9 protein-coding genes are annotated in these 11444 nt (G+C 66.4%); 7 read left to right on the top strand and 2 right to left on the bottom strand.

Annotated features, from left to right (window positions below; genetic code table 11):
• The first annotated feature begins 188 nt into the window (after positions 1–188).
• From KJ554_14065 to KJ554_14035, 7 genes are all read left to right on the top strand, one after another.
• Entirely contained in the window at positions 189–686 is a 498-nt protein-coding gene (locus KJ554_14065) for a hypothetical protein (GenBank protein MBU0743454.1), read from the top strand.
• A 4-nt stretch (positions 687–690) separates the two neighbouring features.
• On the top strand, positions 691–1572 hold the full coding sequence (locus KJ554_14060) for a patatin-like phospholipase family protein (protein MBU0743453.1): 882 nt from the start codon (positions 691–693) through the stop codon (positions 1570–1572).
• Position 1573: 1 nt separating this feature from the next.
• Complete coding sequence (locus KJ554_14055) at positions 1574–2515, top strand: DMT family transporter (protein MBU0743452.1); 942 nt, start codon at positions 1574–1576, stop codon at positions 2513–2515.
• On the top strand, positions 2512–2922 hold the full coding sequence (locus tag KJ554_14050; GenBank protein MBU0743451.1) for an arsenate reductase ArsC: 411 nt from the start codon (positions 2512–2514) through the stop codon (positions 2920–2922). The genes KJ554_14055 and KJ554_14050 overlap by 4 nt, the downstream gene beginning before the upstream one ends.
• A gap of 547 nt (positions 2923–3469) precedes the next feature.
• The gene (locus KJ554_14045) at positions 3470–6319 is read left to right on the top strand and encodes a vitamin B12-dependent ribonucleotide reductase (GenBank protein MBU0743450.1); all 2850 of its coding nucleotides are present in this window, start codon (positions 3470–3472) and stop codon (positions 6317–6319) included.
• A 210-nt stretch (positions 6320–6529) separates the two neighbouring features.
• On the top strand, positions 6530–7033 hold the full coding sequence (locus KJ554_14040; GenBank protein MBU0743449.1) for a hypothetical protein: 504 nt from the start codon (positions 6530–6532) through the stop codon (positions 7031–7033).
• Positions 7034–7208: 175 nt separating this feature from the next.
• Entirely contained in the window at positions 7209–7700 is a 492-nt protein-coding gene (locus KJ554_14035; protein ID MBU0743448.1) for a YbaK/EbsC family protein, read from the top strand.
• A 64-nt stretch (positions 7701–7764) separates the two neighbouring features.
• Here KJ554_14035 and KJ554_14030 read toward each other — a convergent pair whose 3' ends face one another.
• Together KJ554_14030 and KJ554_14025 are read right to left on the bottom strand one after the other, a co-directional pair.
• Positions 7765–9711: a peptide MFS transporter gene (locus tag KJ554_14030; protein MBU0743447.1), complete on the bottom strand. Its 1947-nt coding sequence runs from the start codon at positions 9709–9711 to the stop codon at positions 7765–7767.
• A gap of 211 nt (positions 9712–9922) precedes the next feature.
• On the bottom strand, positions 9923–11404 hold the full coding sequence (locus KJ554_14025) for an oligopeptide:H+ symporter (protein ID MBU0743446.1): 1482 nt from the start codon (positions 11402–11404) through the stop codon (positions 9923–9925).
• Between the last annotated feature and the right edge of the window lie 40 nt (positions 11405–11444).

Genomic DNA, 11444 nt, shown 5'->3' with positions numbered 1-11444 from the left:
CGCTGACTACGGTGTATTCGTCCGCTACCATCGCACCTCTCGCACGGATAGCTCAACCTCTCGGCCACGGCCAGCAGCGGGTTAGGGGTATTAGGCGGTACCAATCCACCGCCCGCCCCTGCGGCGGGCTCCCGGTCCTCGCCCTGGGACCGCCTGGGCCCCTTCCGTCTCAACGGACTGGAGTAGACGTGCATCTGGAACTGCAACACGGCGCCGACGTGCACAGGCTGGCCGTCCGTCGCGACGGCGTGACCTGGCGCGTGACGCTCGACGGCGCGGCGTCGCCGGTCGAGATCCTCGCGAACGACGGCGCGGAGGTCGCCTTCGCGCTGGACGGCGCGCGCGGACGGGCCTACGTGGCCCGGCGCGGCTCCGAACGGCTGGTGTTCCTGGACGGCGTCGTGTACACGCTGCGCCTGCCGGACGAGGACGAGGGCGACGACCTCGGCGATCCGGGCGAACACGAGCCCAACCTGGTCGCCAAGATGCCCGGCATCGTGGTCAAGGTGCTGGTGGCCGAGGGGGACCGGGTGGCGGCCGGCGCGCCCCTGCTGATCATGGAGGCCATGAAGATGGAGACGGAGATCGTCTCGCCGCTGGACGGGCGCGTGGCCCGGGTGCACGCGGCGGCCGGCCAGGTCCTGGCCGCGGGCGAACCCCTGCTGGACCTCGAGCCCGAGGCCTGATGCCATGTGCGAGAAGCCGCTCTACCGCTTTCCCCCCGGCAACCGGGCCGGCGTAGTGCTCGGCGGCGGCGGCGCCCGGGGTCTGGCCGCCATCGGCATCCTGGAGGTGCTCCTCGAGGCCGGGCTGCGCCCCGCGGCGGTGGCGGGCACGTCCATGGGGGCGATGATCGGCGCCTTCTGGGCGGCGGGCCATTCCGCGGCGCAGATGCGCGATCTGGCCACCCACCTGAAGTGGACCGAGGTCTTCGACATCTCCGTCGCCGGCGGCATCATGCGCGGCGGCCGTTTCCAGCAATGGCTGGCGAACCACCTGCCGCCCCGCTTCGCGGACCTGGAGTTCCCGCTGGTCTGCTCCGCCACCGACATCGACACCGGCGAGCTGGTCTACCTGCGCGACGGCGATCTGCCCTCGGCGATCCGCGCCACCTGCGCCTTCCCGGGCGCCTTCGTGCCGGTGGAGCGCGACGGCCGCAACCTGGTGGACGGCGGGCTCAAGAGCACAGTGCCCGTACAGGTGATCCGCGAGTACGACGTGGACCGGGTGGTGGCCTGCGACTTCCAGCCTCCCCTGGACAGGCCGGTCGTGCCCGCGGATTCGTCCAACTGGCGCAACTGGAGCCGGTTCTGGGAGACGCTCACCTTCCGCCGCCGCAACCTGGCCGCCGACATCCTGCTCAAGGCCGTCGACATCCTCCAGACCGAGGTCTGCCGGCGCCAGCTCGCGGACCATCCGCCGGATATCCTGATCGCGCCGCCCATGCGCCGGATCAATCTCGAGGATTTCCGCCTCACCCCGCAGATCATCGCCGCCGGCGCCGAGGAGGCGCGGCGCGTCCTGGGTTCGCTGGTCCCGCCGCAGGCGGACGGTCCCGGCGCGGGAGCCTGAGATGGGCCCGGTGCGCAGGGCGGAGCTGATGCTGCTGCTGGTGACCGTCTGCTGGGGCGTGTCGTTCCCGTCCATCAAGGCCGCCACCGCCTACTGCTCGCCGACGCTCTTCGTCGCGGTGCGTTTCACGGCGGCGACGCTCATCCTGCTGGCCGGGTGGCCCCTCTTCGCGCGGTCCCTGCCGGACGATCTGCGCCGGCGGGGCCGGGGACTGATCGCCGACCGTCAGGCGATCCGCTGGGGCCTGTTGCTCGGCGTGCTGGTGGCCGTCGGCTACACCACCCAGACCATCGGCATGCACACGACCACGGCCAACAACAGCGCCTTCATCACCGCCCTGAGCGTGGTGCTGGTGCCGTTGATCATCTTCTGCTGGCACGGCGTGCGCCCCTCGGCGAGCGTGATCGGGGGCGTGGCCCTGGCCTTGGCCGGACTGTGGCTGCTGACCCAGCCCAACCTCAAGGGGATCGTGGCCGGCGACGTCTGGACCGTGGGCTGCGCCGTCTCGTACGCCTTCTACCTGTCGCGGCTGAACTTCGCCCTGGTGCGCACCTCGTACCTGCCCCTGCTGTTCTGGACCCTGGCCGTCTGCACCGTCCTGAACGGCCTGTGGGCCGTTCTGATCGAGGATATGCGCTTCGAGCCCAACGGGACGTTGCTGACCGCGCTGATCGTGACCACGCTGCTGTCCACACTGGCCGGCCTCTACCTGCAGAACCGCTACCAGGGCTATACTTCGCCCTCGCGGGCCGCCCTGATCTTCGCCGCGGAGCCGGTCTTCGCCACCTTCTTCTCCTGGCTGGCCATCGGGGAACGCCTTACCGGAGCGGCCATCCCCGGGGCGGGACTGATTCTTGCAGCGGTCCTGACGGTGGAACTGGGCGGAGCGGGCGATCGCGAGGACGGCCTGCCTCGCCTGGGTTTCCCGGAGGAGCGTCGATGAAGGTCCTGTTCATGTGTACGGCGAACTCGTGCCGCAGCCAGATGGCCGAGGCCTGGGCGCGTGCGCTTTTTCCCGACGGCTGGGAAGCGAGCAGCGCCGGCCTGATCACCTACCCGATCACCGACCGGACCCGCGCGGCCATGGCCGAGGTCGGCATCTCGATGGAAGGCCAGCACACCAAGAGCCTGGACGGACTCGCCCTGGACGATTTCGACCTGATCGTGACGCTCAGCCGCCAGGCAACACTGTTCCTGCCCGTCCTGGCGCACCCGGAGCGCCATCTCAAGTGCCCGATCCCCGACCCCATGTCCGCCACCGGCAGCCCCGAGAAGATCCACGCGGCCTTTGCCGCCGGCCGCGACCGGATCCGCGAAATCGTCGCCGGCATCGTCGTCGATCACGCCTGAGCGGCGCCTGCACGGTTGATTCGCGGGCGGGTCATTTCGTCCCGCCGTGTCTTCACGGTGTAACTGTTTTTTCCTCATGGCGGTACACGAGTCACGCGGGTGTTCTCAAAAACACCCCGACCCTCCGGGAAGGTTCGCCCGTCCGCGGCGGCGCTTTTTTCCTTTTCTTTTTTCGGTGCGCCTCGCGACGCATGCGACACGATTACGGAGCCGGCGGGGCCGTTTGCAGCGTCGCGGAAAACGGGTCCGGAAGGGGGGTATTTTCCGCGCCCCGGCCGGTCGGAATTTCTCCTTTGTCATCCCACCCGTAGTACCTAATCTATGGCTCCCCCCACAAGATATTGGGGTCCGCCACTCGGATGACCAAGCTTGACACAATGGTGTGAATCTGCAAAAACGGGCATCCCGGCACGCTCGAAAAACCAGTCGTAGAGGGGTTGTGGAGGCACACGGCTGTCGCGTCGGAGGATCCGGCGCACGTGATCCGCGACCCGGCGAGACGGGCAACATAGAGGCAATGGACAGCGCATCAGGAAAGAGGATCTCCATGAAGGATCGCACGGAGAAGAGACTGCAGGCAGCCGCGGGAACTGAACTGGGTATGGATGCCCGACCCGCTGCAGACATGGCACCCGAACTGGATCTGACCGCCCTCGCCGGGCAGGCCGGGGAAGACTTCAGGGAAGAGGTCCGCGCAGCGGCTTCGCGGCGCGGCCTGCGTTTCGCGCGACGCTGCACGGCACCCGGCATCAATCCCCTCGACGAGATCAAGTGGGAGCATCGCGACGCTTCCATCGTCACCAAGGAAGGCGAGGTCATCTTCGAGCAGAAGGACGTGGAAGTGCCTAAGTCCTGGTCGCAGATGGCCACCAACGTCGTGGTGCAGAAGTATTTCAGGGGAGGACTGGGCACGCCCGACCGGGAACGGTCCGTGCGCCAGCTGGTCCACCGCGTCGCCGACACCATCGCCGACTGGGGCATCGCCGACGGCTGCTTCGCGTCCCCCGCGGACGCCGAGACCTTCCGCGCCGAGTTGACCTATCTGCTGGTCCACCAGCACGCCGCGTTCAACTCGCCGGTATGGTTCAACGTCGGCGTCGAGAAGAAGCCCCAGTGCTCGGCCTGCTTCATCAACTCGGTCGAGGACAGCATGGCGTCCATACTCGGCCTGGCCAAGACCGAGGGCCTGCTGTTCAAGTACGGCAGCGGCACGGGCACCAACCTCTCGCCCTTGCGTTCCTCGCGCGAGAAGCTCAGCACCGGCGGCGAAGCTTCCGGCCCCGTGTCCTTCATGAAGGGATACGATGCCTTCGCCGGCGTGATCAAATCCGGCGGCAAGACGCGTCGCGCCGCCAAGATGGTCATGCTGAACATCGATCACCCCGACATCGTGGACTTCATCAACTGCAAGGTGAGAGAGGAACGCAAGGCCTGGGCCCTGATCGACGCCGGCTACGACGGCTCCTTCAACGGCGAGGCCTACGGCTCGGTCTTCTTCCAGAACTCCAACAACTCGGTGCGCGTCACCGACGAGTTCATGGAGGCGGTCGTGGCCGACGGCACCTGGACCACCCGCGCGGTGACCGACGGCACGCCCATGGACACCTACCGCGCGCGCGAGCTGCTGGACATGATGGCCGAGGGCGCACACGTCTGCGGCGATCCGGGCCTCCAGTACGACACAACGATCAACGACTGGCACGCCTGTCCGGCGACGGACCGCATCCACGGGTCCAATCCCTGTTCCGAGTACATGTTCCTCAACGACTCGGCCTGCAACCTGGCCTCGCTCAATCTCATGAAGTTCCGCCGCGAGGACGGCGAATTCGACATCGAGGCCTTTCGCCACGCCGTTGACGTGATGCTGACGGCCATGGAGATCGTCGTCGACAACAGCAGCTACCCGCGCGAGGCCATCGCCGAGAACTCCCGCCACTACCGGCCGCTGGGTCTGGGCTATGCCAACCTGGGCGCCCTGCTCATGTCGCGCGGGCTGCCCTACGACAGCGACGCGGGCCGCAACTACGCCGCGGCGGTCACGGCCCTGATGTGCGGGCAGGCCTACCTGAGTTCGGCGCGCATGGCGGAGCACTTCCGCCCCTTCGCGGGCTACAAGCCCAATCGAGACGCCATGCTGCAGGTCATCCAGAAGCACCGTTCGCACATCAACGGGATCAACGCCCATCGCGTGCCCGAGGAGCTGCTGGACGCCGTCAAGGCGGTCTGGAGCGACGCCTACACCGTCGGGTACGACTACGGCTACCGCAACGCGCAGGTCACGGTGCTGGCGCCCACGGGCACCATCGGCTTCATGATGGACTGCGACACCACCGGCATCGAGCCGGACATGGCGTTGATCAAGTACAAGAACCTGGTCGGCGGCGGCATGCTGAAGATCGTCAACAACACGGTGCCCGAGGCCCTGACGCGCCTCGGCTACACCGAGGAGGAGCGCAGACGGATCCTGGCTCATCTGGAGGAGCACGAGACCATCGAGGGCGCGCCCGGTCTCAAGGAGGATCACGAGGCTGTCTTCGACTGCGCCTTCAAGCCCATCGGAGGCAGGCGCAGCATCGACCACATGGGACATATCCGCATGATGGCCGCCGTCCAACCGTTCCTGTCGGGTGCCATCAGCAAGACCGTGAACATGTCCAACGAGACGACTCCGCAGGAGATCGCCGAGGCTTACATCGAGGCGTGGCAGCTCGGTCTGAAGGCCATCGCCGTCTATCGCGACGGCTCGAAGCGCACCCAGCCCATGAACACCAGCAGGGACGGCGCCAAGCAGGCGCGGAAGCCCGCGGAGGACAGGCAATCGCCGCCCTCGCCCCAGCGCGTGCGTCTGCCCGACGAACGCGCCGCCATCACCCACAAGTTCAGCATCGCGGGCCACGAGGGCTATCTGACCATCGGGCTCTATCCCAACGGCCAGCCCGGCGAGATGTTCATCGCCATGGCCAAGGAGGGCTCGGTCGTCTCGGGCCTGATGGACAGCTTCGCCACGGCCTGTTCGATCATGCTGCAGTACGGCGTGCCGCTGGAGGTGCTGACGTCCAAGTTCAGTCATGCGCTGTTCGAGCCGAGCGGTTTCACCACGAACCCCGAGATCCCGGTAGCCAAGTCGATCATGGACTACATCTTCCGCTGGATGAAGCTCAAGTTCGGCAAGAGCAAGGTCGCCGAGCAGCACAGGCCCGAGCTGGACACCGGGTTGCACGAGGATACGCCCGTGACTCCCGATTCGAGCGGCCGGATCACCATGGAGAACAACGAGAAGCAGGTGTTCCGGGCCCAGGCCGACGCGCCGCCCTGTCCGGAGTGCGGATCGATGATGGTACGCAGCGGCAACTGCTATACCTGCATGGTCTGCGCGGCCACCTCCGGCTGCTCGTGACACCGTTTCCGGGAGGATTCCCGGGTAGCGCGGCGGGGCCGGGTCGGTTCATTCCGATCCGGCCCCGTTCCCGTTGTTGCATTTCCTGGCTACACCGCAAGGCATGCAGGTGTTACCTTGGACAGCGTGGAACCGCGGACGCCCGGCTGCGTATGAGTGGCGCTGCGGACCGGCTGATCCGGTTAGCGTGGAACACGGAGGTCCCCCGTCATGTCGTCTCACAGGCTGATCCATCCCCGTCCGTTCCTGATCGTTCTGCTGCTGCTGGCCGCCGCATCGTCGGCCACGGCGCAGGTGCGGGACTGGAACCGGGTCGACGATCCCCTCTACGAGGCCATCGGTATGCACACGGGATTGTCCGGGGGGTTCGGGCTCTCGTACAAGTTTCCCATCAAGTGGTGGCTGTACGGCCAGGCTGCGGGCGGCATCTGGAACAACAGGGACGACAACCGCCACAACGTCGGCTTCTCGCTGCACTACATCCTGCGCCAGAGCGGCCGGGACAAGCTGTACCTGAGCGCCGGGCTGGCCCACTTCTACCACAGGGAAAAGGACCGCACCAGGGATCATATCAACACGGGTTTCGGCGTGGGGCTGGAGCGCCTCTTCGGCGAGCGCACGGCCGTGCAGGTGGAGGCAGTCTTCACCAGCCGTGGCGACGACGAGAACAGCCTGATGATCTTCCCGCAGGCCGGTATCCACTACTACTTCTGAGCGACATTTCCAGGTCCGGATGTGCTATGATGTCGGCGTCACACGCGTGAGCGGGCGGGGGCCGCCGCCGCGCGGTCCATCAGCGGCAGCACCCTCCCCGCGACCTGCGCCGAGCATTCATTCCGATCCACACCGCAGGCACGCCATCGTGGTCCTTCGCCGAGGAGGCTCCGACATGGCATGCGAGAAACTGCTGGAATACCTGGACGAGCACGGGATCCGCTACGAAAGGATCAACCACCCGCAGGCCTACTCGGCCCAGGAGACGGCCGACCGCGCGCGCATCCCCGGCCGCGAGTTCGCCAAGACGGTGATGATCAAGCTCGATGGCAGGATGGCCATGGCCGTGCTGCCGGCGCCGGAGAAGGTGAATTTCACCCTGCTGCAGCAGGCCGCCCGCGCGGAAACGATCAGCCTGGCCACCGAGCCGGATTTCCACGAGATGTTCCCCGACTGCGATCTGGGCGCCATGCCGCCTTTCGGCAACGTCTACGATCTGGACGTCTACGTGTCGGGCTCCATGTCCGACGCGCAGCGCATCGCCTTTCCCGCCGGCACCCACACCGAGCTGCTGCGGATGTCCTACGCCGATTTCGAGCGGCTGGTGCAACCGCGCACGGCGCGTTTCACCTTCCTGCAGCAGGCGGAGATGGAAGCCGAGGCCTAGCCGGCCGACAAGCAGAGAGGAACGGCCGCGGGGCAGTCCCTCTCGTCGTGTCGAGGATGCGCCGTTACGCGCCGTATTTCCTGATGGCCGCGTCCAGCCGCGGCAGCATCGCGAAGATGAAGGCCGCCACGCCCAGGATGGCCACCGCCAGGATGACGAACACCTGCGTGCCGGGCTCCAGGCCGCTGATGAACCCCGACAGCTTGTTGCCGACCGAGGTGGCCAGGAACCAGCCGCCCATCATCAGGCCGACCAGACGCTTGGGCGACAGCTTGGTGACCAGGGACAGGCCCATCGGCGACAGGCACAGCTCGCCGACGGTGATCACGAGGTAGTAGATCACCATCCAGATCATCGCTGTCTTGGCCGCCCCGTCCTGGCCCAGACTGGCGCCCAGGGCCATGATCAGCAGGGCCACGGTCGTGATCACCATGCCCAGGAAGATCTTCCGCGCGGTGCTGATGGCGCGCTTGCGCGCGACCCGCCAGCCGAAGAAGGCGACCACCAGCGGCGTCAGCACCACCACGAAGACCGGGTTGAGCAGACCGGTCAACATCTCCGCGTTGACCAGGCGTACCCAGCGACCCGGGGCGAGGGTCGCCACGTTCGGGTCGCGGTTTGCATAGACCGCGGCGCGCGTCTCCTCCGAGACCAGCACGACCGGCACGTTCGCGCCCGCGACCGACCGGGTCAACAGGACCTCGTCCCGCTGGCGGGCGCCCTCGTTCACCTTCACCGTGGTCGTGGACACGCCGTGGGCGTCGGTGCCGACGGAGATCAGGACGTCCGCGTCGTCGTAGACCTTGCAGACGAGGAACTGCTGGTCCTCGGGGATGTCCGCTGTGTCGGTGTCGAACACCTGCAACTCGGGACGCGCGGCGAGGACGCCCAGCAGGTTGGTGCCGATGATGCGCGCGCCGAACATGGCCTCGCCCGTGACGTCGACGGTGATCAGCACGCGCTCGTCGGGACGCGGTAGGTCGGGGGCGGCGTTGGCGTAATAGGAGGGCATGGCCTTCTGGGCGTAGAACTCGGTGGCGGCGGGGATCCACTCGGCCCGGCGGTCGGTGTTGTGCTCGGCGAAGACGGTCATCAGGCCGCCGCTCAGGTGCAGCACCATGAAGAAGGCGCCGCCGGCCACGTAGACGGGGATGAGCGCGGCCAGTCCCGGTTTCTCCTCCGGGTTGGCCCGCTTGACGATCAGGCCGAAGTAGGTCATCACCGGCAGCATGCCCACGATGAAGCCGAAGGTGATCGAGCCGATCGTCTCCCGGATGAACGAGACCCGCTCGCCGACGAAGTAGCCGATCACGCCGCAGATGCCCGCCGGCACGATGATGGTCATGATGACCTGCTTGAACGAGATGTCCTCGGCGCTGCGTTCGGTCTGGCGGTCGGCCTTGGCGAGCTTCTTCCAGTTGATCACCAGGATGGACGTGCCGATCAGCAGACCCACGCCGGCAGCGGTGAAGGCGAGGTTGAAGCTCCACAGGTTGCGCAGGGGCGCGGAGAGCAGGGCCGACAACGAGGCGCCAATGTTGATGCCCATGTAGAAGATGTTGAAGCCGGTGTCGCGTCGCGGATCGTCGGGGGCGTAGAGGTTGCCGACCATCGCGGAGATGTTCGGCTTGAAGAAGCCGTTGCCCAGACAGAGCAGCGTCAGGCCGGCGTAGAAGGTCGGCAGGCTGCGGATGCCTAGCGAGAAGTAGCCGGCCGCCATCAGGATGCCGCCGATCAAGACCGAGCGGCGGAAGCCCAGGAAGCGGTCGGCGATCAAGCCGCCCAGAAACGGCGTGAAGTACACGAAGGCCATGTACGTGCCGTAGATCTCGGCCGCGGTGCGCGTGGAGAAGCCGAGCCCGCCGCGTTCGGAGTCGGTGATGTAGAGCAGCAGGATACCCAGCATCAGGTAGAAGCCCAGGCGTTCCCACATCTCGGTGAAGAACAGGGCCTTCAATCCCGTGGGATGCCCTTTGGGCTTCTCACCGGCTTGGGTTTTGGCAGTTTGCATCAGATGCCTCCAGAGGAGTGGCCGGGGCCGGAGAATTCGCTGTGGACAGTCGAAATCGCCGATTGGCGAGTGTCGGCGATCGCGGTGGACCATACTCCAGGATCCGCGGCGCGGTCAATCGTCGAGTGCGGGAGCTGGTCTCGAAGGCGGCCGGATGGCGAAAGGCCGGTCCCCAGGGGCCGGCCTTTTTCGCGTTGCACGGTGAGACGATCTATGCGACGCCGTGCAACATCCTGTTCAACGGGCGGGACAGCGCCACGAGCACCAGCCCGATGCCGATGGTCACCCAGCCCATGCCGCCGAAGACGTGGACGTAGGTGGCCAGGCTCTCGGCCGGCTCGATGGCGGCGGCGGCGATCTCGACCCCGCCTTCGCCCACGGAGCCGGTGAGCTTGGCCAGCGCGGCGGCAACGTACATGGAGAAGGCGAAGGACAGGAACCAGGCGCCCATGGCACTGCCGGTCATGTTCTTGGGCGCCAGCTTGGTCACCATGGACAGGCCGATCGGCGACAGGAAGAGCTCGCCGGTGGTGTGCAGGAGATACATGAACCCCAGGATGAACAACGGCACCAGGGCCGCGTCGCCGGCCATGGCGTTGCCGATCAGCAGCATCAGGTAGCCCAGGCCGAGCTGGATGATGCCCAGCCCGAACTTCATCGGTATGCTCGGATTGCGCCCGATTCGCGAGAGGCTCACCCACATCACCGAGAAGATGCTGCCGAAGATGATGATGAAGGCCGGGTTGAAGAACTGGGTCTGCGACGCAGGCATCTCGTAGAGTCCGAAGACGTCGCGGTCCACGTTGCGGTCGGCGAACAGGGTGAGCGAGCTGCCGGCCTGCTCGAAGCAGGCCCAGAAAACGACGTTGAAGGTCATCAGGATCAGCAGCACGATGATGCGATCGCGCTGCACGCGGTCTCCCTGGAAGCCGGCGCGCAGCAGGTTGAAGCAGACGAAGACCAGCAGTCCGATCAGGATCCAGAAGAGGATGTCCTGCCCTAACAGCGCGACGCCCTGCCCGTAGGTGATCAGGGCATACAGCAGCGGGATGCCGGCCAGCGACCCGCCGTAGACCAGCTTGCCGTATTTACGCAACATGTCGGGATTCTGCGGATCGCCGGCGGTGCCCAGCTTGTGCATTCCCTTGAGGAAGATGCCCACACCGATCAGCATGCCGACGCCCGCCAGCCCGAATCCCCAGTGGAAGCCGAACTTCTCGCCGATGGGCGCCACGGCGACCGTCGCCAGCAGCGCGCCGATGTTGATGCCCATGTAGAAGATGGTGAAGCCGGAGTCGCGCAGCGGATCGCCGTCCCGGTACAGCTTGCCGACCATCGTGGAGATGTTGGCCTTGAAGTAGCCGTTGCCGACGATGATGGCGCTCATGCCCAGGAACAGCCAGAACTCGGTCCCGCCGAGGATCAAGAATTCGCCGATGGCCATGACGATGCCGCCGAAGATCACCGCCCGCTTGTAGCCCAGGACAGCGTCGGCCAGCTTGCCGCCCCAGACCGGGGCGGCGTAGACCAGCGCCGTGTAGGCGCCGTAGATGCCGATGGCCTTGGTGTCGCCCTGCAGCAGGGCCTTGGTGAGGTAGAGGATCAGCAATCCTCTCATGCCGTAATAACAGAGGCGCTCGAACATCTCGGCGCCGAAGCAGACGTACAGGCCCTGGGGGTGTCCGTTCCTCATTATTTCTCCTGAGTGAAGCAGCGGTGGGGCGACGTCGATA

The sequence above is a fragment of the bacterium genome (genome assembly GCA_018814885.1).
Taxonomy (GTDB): domain Bacteria; phylum Krumholzibacteriota; class Krumholzibacteriia; order LZORAL124-64-63; family LZORAL124-64-63; genus JAHIYU01.
Note: the sequence above shows the minus strand (reverse complement) of the source record. Positions and strands in the feature narration are given on the sequence as shown.

Excerpts from the sequence above, each read along its gene's own strand:
- KJ554_14060 (MBU0743453.1), top strand. The coding sequence starts at position 691 with ATGTGCGAGAAGCCGCTCTACCGCTTTCCCCCCGGCAACCGGGCCGGC.
- KJ554_14045 (MBU0743450.1), top strand. The coding sequence starts at position 3,470 with ATGAAGGATCGCACGGAGAAGAGACTGCAGGCAGCCGCGGGAACTGAA.
- KJ554_14055 (MBU0743452.1), top strand. The coding sequence starts at position 1,574 with ATGGGCCCGGTGCGCAGGGCGGAGCTGATGCTGCTGCTGGTGACCGTC.
- KJ554_14050 (MBU0743451.1), top strand. The coding sequence starts at position 2,512 with ATGAAGGTCCTGTTCATGTGTACGGCGAACTCGTGCCGCAGCCAGATG.
- KJ554_14030 (MBU0743447.1), bottom strand. The coding sequence starts at position 9,711 with ATGCAAACTGCCAAAACCCAAGCCGGTGAGAAGCCCAAAGGGCATCCC.
- KJ554_14040 (MBU0743449.1), top strand. The coding sequence starts at position 6,530 with ATGTCGTCTCACAGGCTGATCCATCCCCGTCCGTTCCTGATCGTTCTG.
- KJ554_14025 (MBU0743446.1), bottom strand. The coding sequence starts at position 11,404 with ATGAGGAACGGACACCCCCAGGGCCTGTACGTCTGCTTCGGCGCCGAG.
- KJ554_14035 (MBU0743448.1), top strand. The coding sequence starts at position 7,209 with ATGGCATGCGAGAAACTGCTGGAATACCTGGACGAGCACGGGATCCGC.